This is a genomic window from Cupriavidus sp. 96C5-1 (assembly GCF_057798855.1).
The window spans coordinates 136,044-158,488 of record NZ_JBYOJU010000002.1; the positions used below are offsets into that span (position 1 = coordinate 136,044).

Below are 22,445 nucleotides of genomic sequence, written 5' to 3' on the forward strand. Positions count from 1 at the left end.
ACCCGTGCGCACGACACGGCAGGACGACAACTACAACTACAACTACAACTACAACTATCAGGAGACAAGCATGGACGCACACGACAACTCGGCCGACGACGGCCTGATCCACCCGGGCCGGCGCGCCATCCTCCGCGGCGGCGCCGCGCTCGGCGCGGCCGCCCTGGCGGGCGCATGGTCGCCACTGTTGCGGGCCGACACCGCCGGCAAGCTCAAGATCGGCTTCGTCACGCCCCGCACCGGCCCGCTCGCGCCGTTCGCCGAGGCGGACGCCTTCGTGATCGGCCAGATGAAGGCCCGCTTCGCCAATGGCCTCGAGATCGGCGGCAAGACGTACGCAGTCGAGATCCTGGTCAAGGATTCCACCTCCAACCCCAGCCGCGCGGCGGATGTCGCGGCCGACCTGATCCTGCGCGACAAGGTCAACCTGATGCTGGTGTCGTCCACGCCCGAGACCACCAACCCGGTCTCGGACCAGTGCGAGTTGAACCGTACGCCGTGCATCTCCACCGTCGCGCCATGGCAGCCGTGGTTCTTCACGCGCGGCGGCAAGCCGGACAAGGGCTTCGACTGGACCTACCACTTCTTCTGGGGCCTGGAGGACGTGGTCGGCGTGTTCGCCAGCATGTGGAGCAGCATCGCCACCAACAAGCGAGTCGGCGGCATGTTCCCCAACGACGGCGACGGCAATGCATGGGGCGACAGGCAGCGCGGCTTCCCGCCGGCGCTGTCGAAGGACCACTTCGCGCTGACCGATCCCGGCCGCTACCAGAACCTGTCGAGCGATTTCTCGGCGCAGATCCAGCGCTTCAAGGCTGGCCAGGTGGAGATCGTCACCGGCGTGATGATCCCGCCGGACTTCGCCACCTTCTGGAACCAGTCGCAGCAGAAGGGCTTCCGCCCCAAGGTGGCTACCATCGGCAAGGCGCTGCTGTTCCCGTCGTCGCTGGAGGCGCTGGGCGACAAGGGCGACGGCCTGTCGTCGGAGGTGTGGTGGACGCCGAACCACCCGTTCAAGTCGTCGCTGACCGGGCAATCGTCGCGCGACCTGGCGCTCGCTTTCGAGGCGCAGACCGGCAAGCAGTGGACCCAGCCGATCGGCTTTGCGCATGCGCTGTTCGAGATCGCCGCGGACGTGCTGCGCCGCACCTCCGATCCCGGCAAGCCGGCGGCCATCCGCGACGCGCTGGCGGCCACCAATCTCAACACCATCGTGGGCCCGGTGAAGTTTGCCGGCGGTCCGGTGAAGAACGTCGCCAAGACCCCGCTGGTCGGCGGCCAGTGGCGACGCACCGGTGGCGGCAAGCACAAGTACGACCTCGTGATCGTCGACAACAGCCGCGCGCCAATGGTGCCGGTGCAGGACAAGCTGAAGCCGCTAGCGTGATCGCATCATGAATACCGCAGCTACCTCTCCCCTGCTGGAAGTCGTCGCCGTCAGCAAGCGCTACGGCTCGCTGACGGTGACCGACAACCTCAGCTTCTCCCTCGCCCCCGGCGAGGCCCTGGGGGTGCTCGGGCCGAACGGCGCGGGCAAGTCCACCCTGTTCAACCTGATCACCGGCGACGTGCGGCCCGACGCCGGCCAAGTGCGATGGCGCGGCACGGACATCACCGCGCTGACGCCGTCGGCACGCTGCCATCGCGGCATCGGCCGCTCCTACCAGGTGCCGCATCCCTTCACCGGCATGACGGTGTTCGAGAACGTGCTGGTCGGCGCGATGTTCGGCGGCGGCATGCGCGAGCACGAAGCCGACGCGCACGCCTGGCAGGTGCTGGAGCGCACCGGGCTCGCCGCCAAGGCAAACCGGCTGGCCGGCACGCTGACGCTGCTCGACCGCAAGCGGCTGGAACTGGCGCGCGCGCTCGGCACCCGGCCTGACCTGCTGCTGCTCGACGAGATCGCCGGCGGCCTGACCGACGACGAAGCGATGGCGCTGGTCGACACCATCCGCGCGATCCGTGCCGAGGGGGTATCGATCATCTGGATCGAGCACGTGGTGCATGCCCTCCTGAAGGTGGTGGACCGCCTGATGGTGATCCACTACGGCGCACTGCTGACCGAGGGCGACCCCGCCGCCGTGATGGCGAGCCGCGAGGTGCGCAAGGTCTACATGGGCATCGAGAGTGAACTGGAGGAGGCCACCGCATGACCTTGCTATCCACCCACGGCCTGACCGCCCGCTACGGCGACTTCCAGGCCCTGTTCGGCATCGACTTCACGCTGGCGGAGGGAGAAGTCGTCGCCATCATCGGCGCCAACGGCGCAGGCAAGTCGACTTTCCTGAAGACGCTGGTCGGCCTGTTGCCGGCATCGCCCGACGCGGTGCGCCTGGACGGCGAGCCGGTCGGCCACGTGCCGGCGCCGGAGCGCGTGAAGCGCGGCATCACGCTGGTCCCTGAGGGGCGGCGGCTGTTCCCCAGCCTGTCCGTGGAGGAGAATCTCATCATCGGCGGCCAGCCGGGCAGGGCGGGCCCCTGGCAGCTCGAGGCGGTCTACGAGGTGTTCCCGGTGCTGCGCGAGCGGCGCCAGCATCCCGGCACGGCGCTGTCCGGCGGGCAGCAGCAGATGGTCGCCATCGGCCGCGCGCTAATGAGCAACCCGCGCGTGCTGCTGTGCGACGAGCTCTCGCTCGGGCTGGCGCCGGCGGTGATCCGCGACATCTACGCGCAGCTGCCGCGCATCCGCGCGTCGGGCACCGCGCTGGTCATCGTCGAGCAGGACATCGGCCAGGCGCTGCGTGCGGCCGACCGCGTGTACTGCTTCCAGGAAGGCAAGGTCCCGCTGGAGGGCAAGGCGGGTGAGCTGACCCGCGAAGCCATCAGCGCCGCCTACTTTGGCACTCATCATGCGGAGGTCACGGCATGATCGCGCTCTTCGACACCCTCGTGCAGGGCCTGTTGCTTGGCGGCCTCTACACGCTGACGGCCTCGGGCCTGTCGCTGGCCTTCGGCGTGATGCGACTGGTCAACGTCGCGCACGGCGACTTCATGGTGCTGGCCGCCTACTTCGCGCTGGCGGTCATGCAGACGCTGGGTGCGTCGCCGCTGCCGGCGCTATGCATCGTGCTGCCGGTCATGGCGGTGGCGGGCTACGTCGGCCAGCGCTTCATCCTCAACCGCACCCTCGGCCGCGACATCCTGCCGCCGCTGCTGGTGACCTTCGGCTTCTCGCTGATCGTGCAGAACGCGCTGCTGGAGGTGTTCTCGGCCGATTCGCAGCGCCTGCAGGCGGGCAACGTGGTGTCGGCGGGCATCGCGCTGACCCCGGAGATCTCGGTCGGCGTGTTTCCGCTGATCACCTTCGCCTGCGCGCTGGGCGTGGTCGGCGGCCTGCAGTGGCTGTTCGCGCGCACAGCGCTGGGCCGTGCCTTCCGTGCCACCTCGGACGACGCCGAGATCGTGCAGTTGATGGGCGTGGAGCCGCGCCATGTATTCGCGCTGGCGATGGCGCTGGCCTCGGCGGCGGTCGGGCTGGCCGGCGTGCTGTTCGGCATGAGCACGACCTTCGACCCGGCGATCGGCCCGGCGCACCTGATCTATGCCTTCGAAGCGGTCATCATCGGCGGCATGGGTTCGTTCCGCGGCACGCTGGCCGGCGCGCTGCTGCTGGGCCTGGCGCAGGCGGTGGGCTTGCGCTTCGACCCCGGCTGGGGCGTGCTGTGCGGCCATGCGGCCTTCCTGCTGGTGCTGCTGTTCCGGCCAGCAGGGCTTTTCCCCAAGACCCGTGACCGTTAAGGAGCGCAACATGTCATCCCAACTCCAGGTCGTGCGCGCCACGCGCGCCAGCCGCTACGCCATGACGCTGCTGGTGGCGATCACGCTGCTGCTGGTGTCGCTGCCCTTCTGGGCCGATGGCGGCACGCTGCGTACGGCTACCGAAGTGCTGTATTTTCTCGCGCTGGCGCAACTGTGGAATGTGCTCGCCGGCTATGGCGGCCTCGGCTCCTTCGGCCAGCAGGCCTTCATCGGGCTCGGCGGCTACGCGCTGGTCGCCGGCTCGGTGATGCTGGGCATGCCGCCGTTCCTCGCCATCCTGCTCGGCGGCGTGCTGTGCGGGCTGATCGCCGTGCCGGTGTCGCGGCTTATGTTCCGGCTGCAGGGCGCGTACTTTGCGGTCGGCACCTGGGTGGTGGCCGAGGTGTTCCGCCTGCTGCTGGCCAACACCAGTTGGCTGGGCGGTGGCTCGGGCATGTCGTTGACCTCCGCCGTGCAGGAGATGGATGGCTGGTGGCGCGACGCGCTGACGCTGTGGCTGGCCGTGCTGCTCGGCATCGGCGCCATCGTCGGCGTATTCGCGCTGCTGCGCTCGCGCCTCGGGCTGGGCCTGACCGCGCTGCGCGACAGCGAGGCCGCCTCGGAGAGCCTTGGCGTCGGCGTGCCCCGGCTGAAGCTGTGGGTGTATGTGCTGGCCGCTGCCGGCTTTGGGCTGGTGGGCGGGCTGATTTTCCTGACCAAGCTGCGCATCTCGCCCGATGCGGCCTTTTCGATCAACTGGACCGTCACCATCGTCTTCATCGTCGTGATCGGCGGCCTGGGCACCATCGAGGGCCCGATCCTCGGCACCCTGATCTACTTCCTGCTCCGCGATACGCTGGCAGACTACGGCAGTCTCTACCTGATCCTGTTCGGTGCGCTCGCCATTGCCGTGATGCTGTTCATGCGCCAGGGCCTGTGGGGCGCACTCGCCGCACGCTTCGACCTTCAACTTTTCCCGGTGCAGCGGCGCGTGCGCAACGGCACGCCAGCGGCGTCCGCCACGGCCGCAGCCCGACTCGTACATGGAGCCAGCCATGAGTGAATCCCCCGTCGCCAGCCTTCCCCATGCCGAGGCAGACCGGCTGACCGCGCAGGTCGTCGACAGCTTCGGCCAGGCGCCCGATCCGCGTCTGCGCCAGATGATGCAGGCGCTGGTGCGCCACCTGCACGCCTTCGTGCGCGAGACCGAGCCGACCGAGGCCGAATGGATGCAGGCGATCCGTTTCCTGACCCGCACCGGACAGATGTGCGACGACGTGGTGCGGCAGGAGTTCATCCTGCTGTCCGACACGCTCGGCGTGTCGATGCTGGTGGATGCCATCAATCACCGCAAGCCGCAGGGTGCCACCGAGACCACCGTGTTGGGCCCGTTCTACATGGCCGGCATGCCGGAACGGGCGCCCGGCGAGGACATGGCGCATACGCCAGGCGAGTGCGCGCTGGTACATGGCCACGCGCGCACCTTGGACGGCCGGCCGGTGGCGGGCGCCGTGCTCGACATCTGGCAGACCGCCGCCAACGGCATGTACTCGGGCCAGGACCCGGCGCAGCCGCACGGCAACCTGCGCGGACGGTACCGCACGGACGCCGAGGGCTATTTCGCCATCCGCACTATCCTGCCGGTGTCGTATCCGATCCCCAGCGACGGCCCGGTCGGGCAGATGATGGCCGCCACGGGCCGCCACGTGTACCGTCCCGCCCACCTGCATTTCATGGTCGACGCGCCCGGCTTTCGCACAGTGGTCACGCACCTGTTCAATGCCGGGGACGCGTATCTCGCCTCGGATGCGGTCTTCGGCGTCAAGCCTTCGCTGGTGATCGACTACGTGCGCCGTGAGGGCGGCGACCCGCTCGGCCGGCGCTTCGGCATCGAAGGGCCGTACCACGAGGCGCGCTATGACTTCGTGCTGGCGGAGGGCGCATGACGGGGCGCTACTTTGCCGTGTTCGCCACCGACAAGCCTGACATGGCAGCCACGCGCGAGCGCGTGCGGCAGGCGCACCGTGCCTATCTCCGCGCGCCGGACAAGCCGGTGGTGGTGCGCCTTGGCGGCCCCACGCTGTCGCCGGACGGCATGCGGATGATCGGCACGCTGCTGGTGGTGGAGGCCGAATCGCAGGCCGAGGTGGAGCGCTTCCTCGACGGCGACCCCTACGTGCGCAACGGCGTGTTCGAGCAAGTGTTGATCCGGCCGTGGCAGTGGGGGCTGGGCAATCCGGACCAAAGGGTGTGACGATGGACGCGCACTGCCTGTGCCGCATCGAGGACGTGCCAGACGGCGGCGCCCTTGCCGTCGGACAGTCCGGCACGGAGGCCGGCGTGGTCGTGGTGCGGCGCGGTGAGCGCGTCTGGGCCTACCGCAACCGCTGCCCGCATTTCTCGGTGCCGCTCGATTTCGATCCCGGCCTGGTCATTACCTATGAGGCCCAGGTGATCATGTGCGCTCACCATTCGGCGCTGTTCCGCTTCGAGGACGGCCTGTGCATTGATGGGCCTTGCGCGGGCGCCTGCCTGGACGCGGTGGCGGTCAAACTGGTGGACGGCAAGGTCATGCGCAGCGATGTTGCATGAGTTGGCGGGCGGCGGCGCCATTCGATGGCCCAGCCTGTCAGGGCAAGGTCTTCACCCTTGCATTACCGCATCGAAGTGCGCGATCAGGGATCCCTTCCGCGGCCAATCCAGACGGCACACGCATTGTCACAAAGTTGAAGCGTCGGAATTCTTTGCTCGCCACGCTAACAGTAGTTCAGCAATCCGCTCGGCGGATGCGGGGTCCCCAGCGAGCCCCATCCTGGTTCGCTCAACTGACAGAAGGCATGCCGATATGGTGGGACCATCTGACCTCTTCGCCCGCGCCACCAAGGATTGGGTACGCATGGATGTAACAAGTCCGTCACATTTGGGTGTCACCATATAAGCCATCCAAGATGGTGCGCATACCTTGCCGACACGATTCGTCCCCCTGTCATGTACCCTGCAGCGCCGCTGCGGGCTTGACGACGTGCGCGGCAATGCGGGGCACGGGGATCGGACAGTGTGCGCCCGTACGCGACTGGATTGAGCTGCCGCGGCGCGGCGTTCTGGATGCTGTGCGGACTCGCTGCATCGGCGTCGGCATGGGGCACTGACAGTGCTCTTGCGCAGCGTTCGGCCGGCGCGCAGCCGGCTGTAGTGCATCCACCTGGCCAGTTCCTCGACTTCGACATTCCGGCACAGCCGTTGGCCGCGGCCCTCAACCGCTACGCGTCTCTCTCCGGCTGGCCGATCCTGTTTCGCGGCACGATGGTGGTCGGGCGCACCTCGTCGCCCGTGCAAGGCCGCTATCTGCCGGAGATCGCGCTGCGTCGCCTGCTCGACGGCACCGGTCTGATCCCGGAGCAGGTTGCCGCTGGTCCCGCCGATGCTTACATTCTGAAGGAGGTCGGTTCGCAGTCGGCCGGTTCGGGCTCGGGCGCCAAGGCGGTGGATTTCGACTATGGCGGCTGGGTCCAGGCCCGTATCTGGGAAGCCCTTTGCGCCGATTCGCACACCACACCGGGAACATGGCGTTCCCTGCTGAGGTTTCGGGTGGATGCCGGCGGACACATTCATGGCGCACGCATGCTCAGTTCGACCGGCGGTGCGCGTCGCGACGCCGCGGTGCTGGAGGCCTTGCAGCGTGTGCGTGTGGGCCGATCACCGCCGCCCGAGATGGCGCAGCCGCTGACCATGCTTGTTTTGCCGTTCGCTCAAAGTGGCGGCCGACGTTGCGATAACGCCAGCATCGATGCCGGTGCCAGGGGGGCGTCCTGACATGACCGAAGACGCGCGCGTTGCCCTGACAGACTATTTGACCAAGCACTACGCCAATCTCAGGCGGCGCCTGACGCGGCTGCTGGGCAATGGCGACCTGGCCGGCGATGCGCTCCAGGACACGTGGCTGCGTCTGCAAGGGCAGGAAGACAAAGATTCGATTCGAAGTCCAGCGGGCTATGTGGTGCGCATGGCCGTCAACATCGCGGTGGACATCCAACGCCGTCAAAGCCGGTCCGTGCCGTTCGACGAGGTCAGTGCCCTGATGGAGCAGGCCGATCCGGCTCCCAACCCGGCCCAGGCGGTCGAGATCCGCTCCGATCTGGAAACCCTGCTCAAGCTGATGGAACGGCTGCCCGAGCGCCGCCGCAAGATCCTCATGCTGGTTCGCCTGGAGCATCTGCAGCAGAAGGAAGTGGCCGAGCGCCTGGGGATCTCGAAGAGCATCGTTGAGCACGAGTTAAGACGCGCCCATGACTTTCTGGACGTGCACATGAACAATGACAAAAAATAGTTGGAGGTTTTGGGTGCCACCGTTCGTCCTTGCTTATGCGGACTTCAACTGCCCATCTCCCGTACCTGCACGCGCTTGCGAGAATGCCTGCGCTTGCGGACCGGCATGGGCGCTCGGCGTGACACGATGAAGACGCCCGTCGACGACCACGCCGGCTCGGCCGACGATCTGCGCAGCCAGGCACGGGTCTGGCTGCGCCTGCTCACGTCGACCGAAGTCAAGGCGTACGACACCGAGGGCTTCCAGCGTTGGCTGCGCAGCAGCCCGGCGCACCAGGCGGCCTTCAGCGAGGCCAAGCGGCGCTGGGACGCGCTGGAGCCGGCATCCAGGGTATTCTTGCTCAAGCACCCCAAAGCGGCTGAGGCACATGTCCTCGCCCTGCGCGGAACGCACCATGGCCGCCGGGCATTCCTCGGCGCTGCGGTCAGCGCGGCGGCCGTGGCTGGCGTAGCGATTGCCTATCCGCCTGCCAGGCTCTGGCCCGCCCCGGCCGAATGGGGGGCGGACGACCGCACCGCCACCGGCGAGCAGCGCACGCTTGCCCTGGCCGGCCGGGCGCATGTCACCCTGAACACCCAGACCAGCATCCGGCGCCGCGCTGCCGGGGCCGGGACCACGGGCATCGACCTGCTCGTGGGGGAAGCGGCCGTCGACCTCCCGGCCGGAGGCCCGCCTTTCGCCGTCGCGGCCGGTGCCGGCCGCAGCCTGGCGCAGTCGGGACGCTTCGAAGTCCGGTACCTGGACGGCAAGGTGTGCGTGAGTTGTCTCGACGGCGTCGTGCGGGTGGAGCATCCCGCCGGGGTCAGGGCATTGAATGCCTGCCAGCAGACAGTCTACGATGCCGACGCGCTCAGCAGCGTGGCCAGCATCGAGCCGGCGGCCGTGTCGGCCTGGCGCCGTGGGGAACTGGTATTCAACGAGTCCCGGCTGGTCGATGTACTTGCGGAGATCAATCGCTACCGGTCGGGCCGTGTTGTGTTGATGAATGCCGCCGTGCGCAACGGCCCGGTCAGCGGTCGTTTCCATATTGCATCCCTGGATTCGGTACTCGCGCAGTTGCAGCAGATGTTCGATCTGCACGCTCGCTTGCTGCCAGGCGGCTTGCTTATCCTGACCTGACTTCCCGGCCCGGACGCGACAAGGGGATGACGCGCCGTGCGCGTCGTCTGCTTCGTCGTGTTTGCTCGATTGCGGTGAGGTGGGCTGGGGACCCACACCAGCCTGGGTCAAAAAAATAGTTGGAGGTTGTCGAGGTTGCCGTTCGTTCTAGCGTATCGGGATATTTCGGGGCGCTGGCGATCATCGCGTTGTGCTTCTCGAAATTCCAAGGACATGGTTGTCCGTTACCAGGCGGGACAGCCCATCGACTTTGATTCCAACCATCGGGCGGCAATTTCACATGAGCACACGCGGACACACCGGCGCAGCAACGAGAGCAGGAAGCCGGGCGCAAGGGGGGCAGGCGTTGCGGCTGGTGCCGATGGCGCGTGCCATTGCCTTGACGCTGGCTGCCGGCGGCGCGATCGGCGACGCGCAGGCACAGCGGGCGTTCAGCCCGGACTGGTTCGCGGCCAAGGGGGCTGCGCAGAATGCGGCGGCAGCCACCGGCAAACTGCCCAACGGCATGCCGGTGTCGCAGTTGGCCAGTCCGCAGGAGCAGCAGCAAAGGGCCAATGCCCAATTGCAGCGCTCCATCGACAACCTGAACCTGGCTGCGCGCGGCATTGCCGCGCAGCAGGCGGCACAGGCTGCCGCGCGCGAGGCTGCCCTGAAGGATGGCGCGGCGATTCCCGAGGGGCTGGCCGAAGGCGGCCTGAAAGTCGACACCAATGCCTTGACCGCCGGCTGGCACAACGCCAATGCCCCGAAGCAGACGGTGGCCGATGGCAAGACTACGGTCGCCATCGATCAGAGCGCCGACCGCGCCATCCTGAATTGGGAAACTTTCAACGTCGGCAAGAACACCACGGTAGCCTTCCAGCAGCAGAAGGACTGGGCCGTGCTCAACCGCGTCAACGATCCCAACGCGCGTCCCTCGCAGATCCAGGGGCAGATCAAGGGCGACGGCACGGTGATGATCGTCAACCGCAACGGCATCGTGTTCAATGGCAGCAGCCAGATCGATACGCGCAACCTGGTGGCGGCCGCAGCCCGCATCGACGACGAGCAGTTCAGGAGCAATGGCATCTTCAGCCCAGGTACGGCCGCCAGCTTCACCAACGCGCAGGGCAAGGTCGAAGTCCAGGCCGGCGCGCGGATCGCCACGCCGGCGTCCGCCAAGTCCACCGAGGGCGGCGGCTATGTGCTGCTGCTGGGCAAGGAAGTCCACAACGCGGGCGACATTGCCACCCCGAAGGGCCAGGCCGCCCTGGCCGCGGGCGACAGCTTTGTCATCAAGAAGGGCGTCGGGACCGACGGCAACCAGGGCTCGACCACGCGCGGCAACGAGGTCACCCCGCAGTTCGATACCGGCAGCCTCGCCGGCAAGGTCACCAACACGGGATTGATCGTGGCCGGCGAAGGCGACATCACGCTCGCCGGGCGCGACGTGCGGCAGAGCGGCGTGGCGCTGGCCACCATCACCGTGAATACCCGCGGCACCGTGCACCTCAATGCCGTCGGCAGTACCGGCAGCGTCGTGCTCGGGCCAGGGGCCACCACCGCCGTAGTCATCGGAGATGACGGGAAGACCACGGCCCTGGACAGCCAGCGCGATGGCCTGCGCGGTCCGGCCGTGGCCAGTACCGAGAACATCGTGCTCGTCACCGACCGCCGCGACCAGTCGCGCATCGAGATCGCCAGCGGCGGCACAGCCGACTTCCAGCAGGACTCCCTGACGCTGGCCACCGGCGGCCAGATCGTGGTCAACGCCGCCCAGCGCAGCCTGGTGCGCGAGCGGGCCAGGATCGACGTCGCCGGCGCCGTGGGCGTGAACCTGGCCATGGAGAGCAACAACATCAAGGTCAACGTCCAGGGCAACGAGCAGCGCGATGCGCCCGGCAATCGGGACGGCAAGCTGCTCAACAGCAATGACGTGTGGATCGACCGCCGCAGCCTGGTCTTCGTGCCCAAGGGCACCAACGGCTACGACAGCGACCGCTGGTACACCGCCGGTGGCTTGCTGGAAGTCGGCGGCTACCTGGGCACGCAGGGCCACAAGGTGGGCGAGTGGATGGCCCAGGGCGGCACCGTCAGCTTTGGCGGCAACGACGTCGTCACCCAGGCGGGCTCCAACATCAACCTCTCCGGCGGCACGCTCAACGTCCAGACCGGCTTCATCCGTCAGACCTGGCTCAAGGGTGCCGATGGGGGGCTCCATGAAGTTTCCAGGGCACCGGGCGACCAGCTCTACACGGGACTCTACAAAGGCTTCGAGGATGAACACAAACGATGGGGAGAGAAGGCCACCGGGTATTTCTACAGCCCCCTGATCGGCGCGCAGCGGCGGCTGGAGAACGGCTACACGGTCGGCCGCGACGCCGGCAAGCTGGTCATCGCGACCAGCGCCGCGGTGCTCGAAGGCGACATCATCGGCGAAGCGTTCCAGGGCGCGCGCCAGACCCAGGCCCCGCAGGCGGCGCTGGACGGCTACAGCCAGTCGCACAACGCAGCGGCCGCAAGGGGCGAGCTCATCGTCGGGCAGTACCTGCCCATGTACGACAAGCGCACCGGTTTGCAGCACCACATCCTGGGCGCGGTCATGGGCCAGGTCGAGTTCAAGGACACACAGGATCGCGTTGCGGCAGGCCTGGGCCTGGGCACGGCATTGCCGGCGGATCGTCAGGGCAAGCTGATGCTGGACGCCAGCCAGCTCAATGGCTTCGAGCTGGGTGCGATCAAGATTGCGGCCAGGCACAAGATCCTGGTCGATGCGGACCTGAAGGTGGCCGCGGGCGGCAAGGTCACGCTTTACGGCAACGACGTGGCGGTAAACGCCGGCATCACCGCGCATGCCGGCACCATCCAGCTAGGCAACGTGCTGAGCCAGATGGCCAGCAATGGCAGCATGGAGGACACGTCCCTCCCGGCGTCCGCTGGCATCCCCGCTGGCGTCACGGTGCGCGAGGGCATGACGCTGGACGCCAGCGGCTTGTGGCGCAACCTGCTGCTGAATCCGGGTGATGGCAGCGGCTTGCCCTACCGCAACGGCGGCAGCGTGGTCGTGCGCAGCAGCGGTGGCGTGGTGCTTCCGACGGCAAGCGTGATCGACGTGAGTTCGGGGGCGGCCGTGCTGGCCAACGGCAAGACGCAGGGCGGCAAGGGCGGCGATGCGACACTGGAAGCCAATGCAAACAGCCCTGCCCACACGGGCGCGCTGACGCTCGATGGGGCGCTGCGCGGCCATGGCGTGGACGGCGGCGGCACGCTGCGCGTGCGTGCGGGGAAGGTCTGGATCGGCGACGCGCCGCACGACAAGGGAACCGAGCCCGGCATGCTGGTGCTCGGCGGCGGCTTCTTCGACAAAGGCTTTTCGGCTTACGACATCGCCGGCAAGGCCGGCTTGACCGTGGCCGATGGGGCCCGGGTCGATGTGACGATGCCGGTGTACCGCTTCGGCGCGGATGCGCAACGCAGCGACAGCAAGGCGGGCGGTGCGCTCGCGCTGTGGACGCCCGCGTTGTACCAGGAGGACCCATCCAGGGGCGTCATGGCGCAGCGCAAGGGCGCGAGCCTGAGCTTGCAGGCAGGTGCCGCGCGGTCCGCTGCCGCGGACATGGCAACCGTGCAGGCCGTCATTGGCCGTGGCGCGGTGATCAACGTGGATCCGGGCCAGGCGCTCAAGGTCGCCAGCATCGGACAGCTGACGGTCGATGGCACATTGAATGCCTGGGGCGGCAAGATCGCCCTGACCGGTGTGACCGTCCTTTCGCCTGAGGCCGAATCGGCGGAGGCAGCGGGCCACGGCCGCTCCATCCGGATCGGCGAGCATGCGGTGCTGGATGCGGCGGCCCGCGCGGTCAGCGCAACGGATGCGCGCGGGCAACGCTATGGGCTGGTGCGCGGCGGAGGCAGTATCGTGATCGGCGGCGAGATCGATCCCGCCACGGGCACCGCTTCGGCCGGCAATTTGTTCGTGGTCGTGCGCGAGGGGGCGTTGCTGGATGCCTCGGGTACGCAGGCGCGCCTCGATATCGCGGGGCAGGGCGCGGCAACCGTCGCCAGCCATGGCGGCAGCATCTCGCTGGCATCGAACAATGGCCTGTACCTGGATGGCACCCTGAAGGCCGCGGCAGGCGGTGCGGGTGCCGCGGGCGGCACGCTCGCGGTAGCGCTGGATGCGCCGCTGTATCGCACGGATGCTGCCGCGCGCGTGCGCCAGGCGCGTGAGTTCATTCTGACCCAGGACCAGCCCGCCGGGCAATTGCCCGGCGGCGCCGGCGATGCGGCCAGCGGCCTTGCCTACGGCCACGCACAGCTGGGCGCGGGACAGGTTACGGCCGGCGGCTTCGACAACCTCTCCATCCTCAGCAACGGCATCGTCAGCTTCGACGGCAAGGTGTCGTTGTCGCTCGGCCAGAGCCTGAATCTCTATACCGGCTCGCTGGCGCTGGCCGATGGCGCGGCGGATGCTTCGCGGATTCATCTGGCCGCTCCCTATATGCGGCTCGCCGGCGTGGGCGCCATCGCCGCCGCCGACGGCAAGATCCGTCCCACCGTGCGCGGCGGCATATCGGGCCAGGCGTCCGCAGGGCAACTGCGGATCGAAGCCGGCGGCGTGCTGGATCTGCGCGACAACCTGAGCGTCGGCGCGCGTGGCGGCGTGGCAGCGACCGAGGGGCTGCCCGCTGTCGTCGATCGCCGCGCCTTCGACCGGCTGGAGCTGGTCAGCCACGGCGATCTGCGCTTGCTGGGCGGCACGGTCACGGGGCAGAACACGACCTTGAGCACGCCGGCCGATCTCTATCTGGCCGCCGCACAGATCTATCCGGCGATGGGCGCCACCGCCACCGTGCGGGCGGGCTACCTGGGGACCAACTCCGACTTCGACCAGAACCGCAAGCTGGTGATCGGCCGTACGGCGGACGGCGTGCCGGCCGTGCCCTATTCCGCCTTCGGCACCCTCAACCTGGGCGCCGCCGTCATCGAGCAGGGTGGCGTGCTGCGCGCGCCGCTAGGCGGGATCACGATCGGCATGGAGACGAGTGCCAGCCGCGCCGCCACCCAATCGGTACATCTGTTGCCCGGCAGCCTGACGTCCGTGAGCGCCGATGGCCTGGTGCTGCCGTATGGTGGCACCGTGGATGGCGTGACCTGGCAATACGACGGCGAGCAGGTGGGCCTGCTAGGTGCTGGCGGTACGTCCTTTACCGGCGTGCCTCGCGTGAGCGTGACATTGCTGGGCCGCGCGATCGACGTGCAAAGGGACGCGGTGCTGGACCTGTCCGGCGGTGGCAGGCTGTTGGGCGCAGCCTTCGTCTCCGGGCGTGGCGGCTCCACAGATGCGCGCTACCATCCGCTGATGCAGACCAGCGCCGGTGGCAGCTTCACCTTGCCGGGGCTGGCGACCAATCCGGTCTATGCCATCGTGCCCGGCATGCAGCCCGCCGTGGCGCCTGCCGGCGGCGAGGGCGGCGCTGGCGTTCCCCCGCCAGGCCAGCAGGTCACGATTGCCGCGGGAGTGCCCGGCTTGCCGGCAGGTACCTACACGCTGCTGCCTTCCACCTATGCGCTGTTGCCGGGTGCTTTCCGCGTCGAGATCAACGGCCAGGCCGGTGCCGCGGCAAGCGCAGCCAGCGCCGTGGCCATGCGCAACGGCTCCTGGTCCACCCCGGGCCAGTTCTCGATTGCCGGCACGGGTATCCGGGACGCGCTGTCCCGCCGGCTTGTGGTGACGCCGGCCGACGTGCTGCGCACCTACTCGCAGTACAGCGAAACCAGCTTCGCCGACTTTGTCCGCGCCGATGCGGCGCGCGTGGGCGTCCCGAGGGCGGCACTCGAGGCGGATGCCAAGACGCTGAGGCTGCACTTGGTGGCGGGCAATGGCGCCGCGGACGATTTCAATTTCAATGGCCTGGCGCGGTTCCAGCCGGCCGCGAACGGATTCGGCGGCACCTTGGCTGTCACGAGTCCTTCTTCGGATATCGAGGTACTGGCCGCCGGCGTACAGCCTGGCGCCGGCAGCAACACGGTCTCTCTCCATGCCGCGGACCTCAATGCCGTTGGCGCGGCGCGCATGGTCATCGGCGGTCTGCCGTGGGTGAAGTACGGCCAGGGCGGAAACCTCGTGCAGTTCGATGCGGTGGGGTCGGCAAACGCAGTCAACCTGCGCCAGGGCGCCAGCTTGTCGGCGGCCGAGGTGTTCCTGATCTCCACAGTGCAAGCGACCTCGCAAGCGGGTGGCATCCGGGTCGAACAGGGCGCCTCCATCAACACCCTGGGGCGCGGCAAGGCGGCCTACGATTCGGGCGACGGCTTTGTCTACCAGCCTGGCAACCGCGGCGTGCTGGCGGTGTCGAACGGCCGTTTGCAGATGCTGGCACCGCAGAGCATGACGAGCGGTTCGCCGGGCAGCATCCTGGTCGGCGGCTGCGCGCGGCTGGTCTGCGCCGGCACGACTTCCTTGTATTCGGAAGGCACCATTGCCTTCGCCACCAGCAACGAGTTCGAGCTGGGCGATGCGGTGCGCTACGGCACCCGCCACCTGGCGCTAGCGGTTGGCGGCATCAACGTGGGCAGCGCCGCGGCGCTGGCCGCGGCGGCGGCGCGCCGGGCTCTGCCCTCGGGGCTGACCCTCAACCAGGACGTGATGGATCGCCTGTTGCGCGGCGATACCAGTACTGGCGCGCCGGCCTTGCAAACGCTGTCCCTGACGGCTGCCCAGTCGTTCAACTTCTACGGCGACACCACGCTGAGCACGCTGGACGCCAGCGGCAAATCGCTGCTCGACAATCTTGCGCTGACCACGCCGGCTATCTACGGCCATGGCGATGCCGGCGACGTCGCGCGCATCCGCACCGGCACGCTGGTCTGGAACGGCACCACGGCATTGCCGGGCGCGGTGGTGGCCGAGGGTGCCGGCACCGGCGCCGGCACCCTCGACATCCAGGCGCGGCGCATCGAATTCGGCTATGGCCCGGACACGCAGCCCGATACCGTGGCGGACGCCGCGCGCCTGGTGCTGGGGTTTGCCAACGTCAACCTCAACGCCAGCGAGCGCGTCACCGCGAATCACAAAGGCAGCCTGGCGGTGTACCAGGCACAGGGCGCATACGAAACAGGCAAGGGCTTTGCATACAGCGGCGGCAACCTCAATATCGCGACCCCGCTGATAACCGGCGAAGCCGGTTCGGTCAACCGCATCACCGCGGGCGGCGCCATCAACGTGTCGGCGCCGGCCGGCAGCGGGGCCGCATCGGCGATGCCGGCCATCGACGCCTTGGGCGCCGAACTGGCCCTCTCCGGCAAGCGCATCGTTCTGGACACCACCGTGGTGCTCCCGAGCGGCAAGCTGACGCTGAGCGCCGACAACGACCTGAGCCTCGCCAATGCCGCCCGCATCGACGTGGCCGGCCGCAAGGCGACCTTCATGGACGTCGACAAGTACAGTTGGGGCGGCGATGTCATCCTCGAAAGCCGCGCAGGCAATATTCGCCAGGCCGAAGGGTCGGTCATCGATCTGTCGGCACAGCATAACCAGGCGGGTACCCTGAAGGCGGTGGCCGTGGCGGCATCGGCCGGATTGGTGGATCTGCAAGGCAAGGTCCTGGGCGGCAGCAGCGGCCGTTACGACGCGGGCGGCACGGTCATGCCGTACAGGGCCGGCGGCGTCGATATTCGCGCCCAGGGCATCGGCGACTTCGCCGCCCTGAACCGGCGCTTGAATGACGGCGAGGTTTTCGGCGCGCGCAGCTTCCAGCTGAAGCGGGGCGATCTCACCATCGGCGACGAGATCAAGGCCGGCATGGTCAACGTCTCTGTCGATGACGGCAGCCTGACGGTGGCCGGCACCATCGATGCCAGCGGAGAGCGGGTCGGCAGCATCCGCCTGGCCGGCAAGAACGGCCTGACCATCGCCGGCACGGCCTTGCTGGATACGCATGGCAGCGCGCTGCGGGTGGACAGCTACGGCAAGATCATCGACGCGCCCAATCGTGCGTTGATTGAACTCAATTCGGGCAACGGCCCGCTGACCCTGGCCAGCGGAGCGCGCCTGGACCTGCGCCACGGCACCGATGTGGCGACCGGCACGGGCAAGGGCCAGAACGACGGGGTGGCGCGTGGCACGCTGGAGCTCAACGCGCCGCGGATCGGCAGCGGCGGCAAGGTCGACGACGCCAATGCCCCGACCTATGGCGACATCGCCATCGATGCCAGTGGCAGCCTGAGCATCCGGGGGGCGCGCGCCATCGTGGTGAACGCAACGGCCCGCTACACCGATGCGCCGCCTGGTACCTCGCCCGCCGCCAGCGGCCGCCCGTACCAGGTGATCGACCAGGCCTACCTCGATGGCAAGCACGCGGACAGCACGGCGTTCATCGATGCCGCGCTGGGCAACGGCGCGTTGCTGAACGGCAAGCTGGCCGGGCTGAATAACGCCAGCTATGCCGATGCCTTCCACCTGCGCCCGGGCGTGGAGATCGTCAGCAAGACGCCGGATGGCGACCTGATCGTCAGCGGCGACCTGGATCTCTCCGGCTACCGTTATGCAGGCGTCAATCCGCACAACCGGAAGACCGCCGTCTACGGCTCGGGCGAACCCGGCTCCCTGGTGATCCGCGCCGGCGGCAACCTGGAAATCTACGGCAGCATCAACGATGGCTTTGCACCCCCGCCCGCCACCCCGGACGACAACGGTTGGGTCCTGACGCCTGGCCGCCAGGCCTATGGCGGCGACGTCGTGGTGCCTGGCGCCGGCGTGGTGCTGGCCGAAGGCACCTTGTTCCCGGCAGGCAAGACGCTGAACTATGCGTTGCCGATCCAGGCCACCATGATGGCGTCGGGGACGATTCTGCCTGTCGAAGGCACGCTCGGTGCGCCGCTGGAGTTGCCTGCCAACACCGTGCTCAGGGCCGCCGTGCGCGATAGCGCGGGCAACGTCGTCTATGCCGCCGGCACGCTGGTGGCCGAGCCTGTCACGCTTGCCGCAGGCATGAAGCTGGACGCCGGCACGCTGCTGCCCAACGCCGCGTCGCTGGCGGCCATGACTTGGCCTGCGGGGGTGCCGCTACCCGGACGGGCGAGCTTCAACACCAACCCGGACGGCGTGCTGTTGGCGGGTGCGCTGCCGCTCAAGGTGGGCGCGTTGATTCCCTCGGACACCAACGTCAAGCTGCCGGGCGATGCCTTGTCGGTGCCATTGCGTACCGTCACCGGCGCCAGCCAGGGCAGCAACTGGGCGGTCGCCGCGATGCTGCCCGAGGGTTCGCTGTCCTGGTCCATGCGCCTGGTGTCCGGTGCCGATATCCAGGCAGCCGATACGCGTGCTATCAAGCCGGCCTTCGCCGGTGATCTGGTCCTGGCCGATACGCACTATGCGCTGTACGAAACCCACGACAAGATCGTGATCCCCGGCACGCCAGCGCGGCCGGGCGGCGCCTGGTACTGGAACGCGCTGGGTGCGGAACTGGGGTTCGAGCCGGGCACGCCGGTCCCCGCCAGTGAAGAGAGCTGGTGCGCCGTGGACGCGTGTATCCGGTACAACTACGTATGGAACGAACTGGGTGTGTTGATCGATCCCGCCTTTACCGCGGGCAAGCCGGTTGAAGCCATCTATGAGTCGTTTTGCAGCGAAGGCGTGTGCACGTCGCTGGGCGAGCCCATACCCGCCGTACCTGACCGGGTCATCGTCGGCCCGGTCAAGCAGGTCTCGCCGATCAGCCAGCATTTCAGCGTGCTGCGCACCGGCACCGGCAATCTGGACCTGATCGCGGCAGGCAACGTGGCCATGCGTTCGGCCTACGGCGTGTACACGGCTGGCGTGTCCACGGCATCGCTGGCGGATGCTGTCGCGTTCGACCAGGCACGCAGCCGGTCGCGCGATGGCACGACGGTGCTCGGCAGTGGCGGGTCGGCCTACGAGCCTCTGGTCAATGACAGTGCCGGCAGTCCGTATGCCGCGTGGTACCCCGACCATGGTGGCAATGTGCTGGTGCGCGCGGGCGGCAGCTTGACTGGCGATATCGTCAGCCAGTTCAGCCTGCCGCGCACGGAAGACGCACGTGCGCAAAGTGTCGCCGGTAACCTGGGCAACTGGCTCTGGCGCCAGGGCACGGGAGACACGGCTGGCGTCGATCCGATTGCCGCCAGCTGGTGGATCAATTTCGGCACCTACGTCAAGGAGGCCGGCGGCGCCAACACCGGCCATCCCGATCGCGACATCATCAACACGTTGCCGATGCTGGTGGGCTTCACCGGCGTCGGCACGCTGGGCGGCGGCAACCTGACGGTCGACGTGGGCGGCAATGCCGGCATGCTGGATCGGCGCGGCTCCAGTGACGGCGTTTCCTCGCCGCGCAGCGAAGGCCTGGTGCTCGCGGTGGCAAGCACCGGCCGCGCCGCGCCGGGTGGTCAGTTGCTGCTGACCGGGGGTGGCGACATGGATGTCCGTATCGGCGGTGACCTCAACCCCGGCTTGCGCGCGCGGGCGGCGATCAGCCCGGGCACGTCCACTACCGCTTCGACCGACTTCTTCAACCAGAACCTGAATCTGAACGGCGTGCTGACCAACCTGCGCGGCGGCCTGGATCTGCAGACCGGCAGCCTGGGCGGCATCGCCATGAACTATGGCGGCATCCCACAGACCAACGACCTCAAGGAGGGGCGCGCCTACAACCCCTTCAACGCTACCCTGGGTACAGCGACTGGCGGTGTGGTGCTGATGCTGGGCGACGCTGCGGCGAACCTTTCCACGCGGGGCGACCTGGTGCTGTCGGGTACCGGCGATCCCGGGCGGATCTCGACCCGGAGTTCGTCGAGCTTTACGTTCGACGGCAAGCCCTACGCCGATGGCGGCTACGGCTGGTTTTCGCTGTGGACGGACCGCACGGCGATCCATCTCTTCTCCGCCGGCGGAAACCTGACGCCGAGCGTGCAGTTGGGAACCGTTAGGTCGCAGGTGTCGGGCAACGCCAGCGCCACCGATGGACGCTTCCTCTTTCCCTCGCAGTTGAGCAGCGTGGCCGCCAATGGCAGCATCTTCCTCGGCAAATCGGCGCTGGGCGGGCAGGACAGCTACGACACCGCGTACTCGCTGTCGCTCGCCCCCGCGGCTACTGGCAGCCTGCAGTTGCTGGCGGGCGATTCCATCTATGCCAGCGGATACGCCGTCACCCAGTCCGGAGCCAGTCTCTCCGCACTCCCGACGCCGTTCAAACCGGCGTTCATCGGCTTCGACTACTACTCGCAAGCGACGGGTGCGATCCCCCATGTCACCAGCAACGTGGCCAGCGACGCGATCAGGCCGACCCTCATACAGTTCCCGCTGTTCGCCTTCGGCGCCAACACGGCAGCGGCGCGAGCCGCCGGCGATCGCGATCCGGCGCGCTTCTACGCCGCGCAAGGCGACATCGTTGGCCTGCGCACCGGAGAGATTCTCGCCTTCAAAAGTGGCCAGCGCACGGGACAGACCTGGTATGAGTCTGCCGGCCCGGTCTGGATGATGGCCGGACGCGACATCGTCAACGCCGGCACGCCATTGGGGCAGCCGGTATTGATGCCGCAAGAGATCGCCAATACGCTGGCCCAGTCTCAGGGCGGTGGCACCAGCGCTGGCAACCTGTTCGTGCACAACAGCCCGAACGACGTCTCGGTGGTCTCGGCCGGCCGGGATATCCTGCGCAGCGCGTTCAGCGTAGCCGGCCCCGGCACCCTGGAAATCAGCGCCGGGCGCAACATCCTGATGGAAGACAAGGCCGCGGTCACCAGCCTCGGCGCGGTGTTGCCGGGCGATGCGCGGCCAGGTGCCGGCATCGTGATGCAGGCCGGCCTGGGCGCCCGCGGCGCTGACTACGCCGGCTTCGTGAAGCGCTACCTCGACCCGGCCAACCAGGCCGAAGCCGGCAAGCCCCTGGCCGCCCAGCCCGGCAAGGTTGCCCATGGCTACAACCGCAGGCTCGCGCTGGCCGACTGGCTGCGCGCCGAACACGGCTACCAGGGCGAAGACAAGGATGCGCAAGCCTTCCTCGCCGCGCTCCAGGCCAAGCGCGATGCCGATCCCGCGCAACCTAGGCGCCTGCTGGTCAACGACTACCAGCAGGCCGCTCAGTTGCATCTGGTGAACTGGCTGGAAACCCGCTACGGGTTCGACGGTTCGGAAGACGCCCTCGCGTTCTTCAACCGCTTGCCGCCCGAGCAGCAGCGCATCTATATCCGCGGCGTGTACGCCGCCGAGTTGCGGGCCGGCGGCCGCGAGCATAACGACGCCGGCGGCGCGCGCTACGGCAGCTACCTGCGCGGGCGCAATGCCATCGCGGCGCTGTTCCCGGGCACCGACGCGCAGGGCAAGCCCATCGCGTACCAGGGCGACATCACGATGTACGGCGCTGCCGGGGTCAACACCCTGTTCGGCGGAGATATCACGATGCTGACCCCGGGCGGCCACCAGGTGTTCGGCATCGAGGGCGCGGCCCCGCAACCGGTGGCGGGTGTCATCCCGGGCGTCATCACCCAGGGCGCGGGCAACATCCACCTGTACGCGCAGGACCACATCCTGCTGGGCCAGAGCCGGATCATGACGACCTTTGGCGGCCACATCATGGGCTGGTCGGCCGAGGGCGACATCAACGCAGGCCGCGGCGCCAAGACCACCGTGGTCTACACGCCGCCCAAGCGCGTCTACGATCAGTGGGGCAACGTGACGCTGTCGTCGGGTGTGCCGAGCACCGGTGCAGGCATTGCCACGCTCAACCCGATTCCGGAGGTCCCGGCCGGCGACGTCGACCTGATCGCCCCGCTGGGCACGATCGACGCCGGGGAAGCGGGAATCCGGGTCTCCGGCAACGTCAGCCTGGCGGCCTTGCAGGTGGTGAACGCAGCCAATATCGCGGTCCAGGGCCAGGCCACCGGCATCCCCGTCGTGGCGGCGGTAAACGTGTCGGCGTTGGCCAATGCCAGCGCGGCCGCGTCGCAAGCCAGCGCGGCCGCGCAGGACGCGCTCCAGCGCGAGCGCGCAACGGCTCGCCAGGCATTGCCTTCGATCTTCACGGTGCGGGTGATCGGGTTCGGCAATGAGCCGGCGCAGGACGATGGCGCGATGCCGTCAGCGCCTGCGGCCGGTGGCCGGTCCGGGGCCACCCGATATGACATGGCGAACCCGGTGCAGCTCGTCGGCAATGGCCAGCACTTCGATGCCGGGGGCTGGGCGCGGTTGACGGACGACGAGCGCCGGCAGTTGCGGCAGGACCGCTAAGCCGATTCAACGCGATATTCCTGACCTGATTCC

The 22,445-nt window shown here is 68.2% G+C and carries 12 protein-coding genes; all 12 read left to right on the forward strand.

Annotated elements, in window-relative coordinates:
• Positions 1-4 precede the first annotated feature (4 nt).
• The 12 genes from AC3FOF_RS03200 (at position 5) to AC3FOF_RS03255 (ending at position 22,412) form a co-directional block, all read left to right on the forward strand.
• Positions 5-1,387, forward strand: a complete 1,383-nt coding sequence (locus AC3FOF_RS03200) for an ABC transporter substrate-binding protein (protein WP_488725747.1) — start codon at positions 5-7, stop codon at positions 1,385-1,387.
• 7 nt (positions 1,388-1,394) lie between these two features.
• On the forward strand, positions 1,395-2,153 hold the full coding sequence (locus AC3FOF_RS03205; RefSeq protein WP_488725748.1) for an ABC transporter ATP-binding protein: 759 nt from the start codon (positions 1,395-1,397) through the stop codon (positions 2,151-2,153).
• Positions 2,150-2,869: an ABC transporter ATP-binding protein gene (locus AC3FOF_RS03210; protein ID WP_276265556.1), complete on the forward strand. Its 720-nt coding sequence runs from the start codon at positions 2,150-2,152 to the stop codon at positions 2,867-2,869. The genes AC3FOF_RS03205 and AC3FOF_RS03210 overlap by 4 nt, the downstream gene beginning before the upstream one ends.
• Positions 2,866-3,738, forward strand: coding sequence for a branched-chain amino acid ABC transporter permease (locus tag AC3FOF_RS03215; RefSeq protein WP_488725749.1), 873 nt, complete (start codon positions 2,866-2,868; stop codon positions 3,736-3,738). Before AC3FOF_RS03210 ends, AC3FOF_RS03215 begins: the two co-directional genes overlap by 4 nt.
• A 10-nt stretch (positions 3,739-3,748) precedes the next feature.
• Positions 3,749-4,801 (forward strand): branched-chain amino acid ABC transporter permease, encoded by a 1,053-nt coding sequence (locus AC3FOF_RS03220; protein WP_276265558.1) that lies wholly within the window; start codon positions 3,749-3,751, stop codon positions 4,799-4,801.
• Complete coding sequence (locus AC3FOF_RS03225) at positions 4,794-5,684, forward strand: intradiol ring-cleavage dioxygenase (protein WP_017230528.1); 891 nt, start codon at positions 4,794-4,796, stop codon at positions 5,682-5,684. Before AC3FOF_RS03220 ends, AC3FOF_RS03225 begins: the two co-directional genes overlap by 8 nt.
• Entirely contained in the window at positions 5,681-5,992 is a 312-nt protein-coding gene (locus AC3FOF_RS03230; RefSeq protein ID WP_017230529.1) for a YciI family protein, read from the forward strand. Before AC3FOF_RS03225 ends, AC3FOF_RS03230 begins: the two co-directional genes overlap by 4 nt.
• A gap of 2 nt (positions 5,993-5,994) precedes the next feature.
• On the forward strand, positions 5,995-6,330 hold the full coding sequence (locus AC3FOF_RS03235; protein ID WP_276265559.1) for a Rieske (2Fe-2S) protein: 336 nt from the start codon (positions 5,995-5,997) through the stop codon (positions 6,328-6,330).
• A 513-nt stretch (positions 6,331-6,843) separates the two neighbouring features.
• The gene (locus AC3FOF_RS03240) at positions 6,844-7,551 is read left to right on the forward strand and encodes a hypothetical protein (RefSeq protein ID WP_488725750.1); all 708 of its coding nucleotides are present in this window, start codon (positions 6,844-6,846) and stop codon (positions 7,549-7,551) included.
• A 1-nt stretch (position 7,552) separates the two neighbouring features.
• Entirely contained in the window at positions 7,553-8,065 is a 513-nt protein-coding gene (locus AC3FOF_RS03245) for an RNA polymerase sigma factor (protein WP_276265561.1), read from the forward strand.
• Between the two features lie 126 nt (positions 8,066-8,191).
• A complete protein-coding gene (locus AC3FOF_RS03250; protein WP_488725751.1) occupies positions 8,192-9,184 on the forward strand; it encodes a FecR family protein in 993 nt (330 codons plus the stop codon).
• A 280-nt stretch (positions 9,185-9,464) separates the two neighbouring features.
• A complete protein-coding gene (locus AC3FOF_RS03255; protein ID WP_488725752.1) occupies positions 9,465-22,412 on the forward strand; it encodes a filamentous hemagglutinin family protein in 12,948 nt (4,315 codons plus the stop codon).
• Positions 22,413-22,445 lie beyond the last annotated feature (33 nt).

What these genes read in the sequence shown, in the direction of transcription:
- AC3FOF_RS03255 (WP_488725752.1), top strand. Translation starts at nt 9,465, where the DNA reads ATGAGCACACGCGGACACACCGGCGCAGCAACGAGAGCAGGAAGCCGG.
- AC3FOF_RS03235 (WP_276265559.1), top strand. Translation starts at nt 5,995, where the DNA reads ATGGACGCGCACTGCCTGTGCCGCATCGAGGACGTGCCAGACGGCGGC.
- AC3FOF_RS03205 (WP_488725748.1), top strand. Translation starts at nt 1,395, where the DNA reads ATGAATACCGCAGCTACCTCTCCCCTGCTGGAAGTCGTCGCCGTCAGC.
- AC3FOF_RS03225 (WP_017230528.1), top strand. Translation starts at nt 4,794, where the DNA reads ATGAGTGAATCCCCCGTCGCCAGCCTTCCCCATGCCGAGGCAGACCGG.
- AC3FOF_RS03230 (WP_017230529.1), top strand. Translation starts at nt 5,681, where the DNA reads ATGACGGGGCGCTACTTTGCCGTGTTCGCCACCGACAAGCCTGACATG.
- AC3FOF_RS03245 (WP_276265561.1), top strand. Translation starts at nt 7,553, where the DNA reads ATGACCGAAGACGCGCGCGTTGCCCTGACAGACTATTTGACCAAGCAC.
- AC3FOF_RS03250 (WP_488725751.1), top strand. Translation starts at nt 8,192, where the DNA reads ATGAAGACGCCCGTCGACGACCACGCCGGCTCGGCCGACGATCTGCGC.
- AC3FOF_RS03220 (WP_276265558.1), top strand. Translation starts at nt 3,749, where the DNA reads ATGTCATCCCAACTCCAGGTCGTGCGCGCCACGCGCGCCAGCCGCTAC.
- AC3FOF_RS03215 (WP_488725749.1), top strand. Translation starts at nt 2,866, where the DNA reads ATGATCGCGCTCTTCGACACCCTCGTGCAGGGCCTGTTGCTTGGCGGC.
- AC3FOF_RS03240 (WP_488725750.1), top strand. Translation starts at nt 6,844, where the DNA reads ATGCTGTGCGGACTCGCTGCATCGGCGTCGGCATGGGGCACTGACAGT.
- AC3FOF_RS03210 (WP_276265556.1), top strand. Translation starts at nt 2,150, where the DNA reads ATGACCTTGCTATCCACCCACGGCCTGACCGCCCGCTACGGCGACTTC.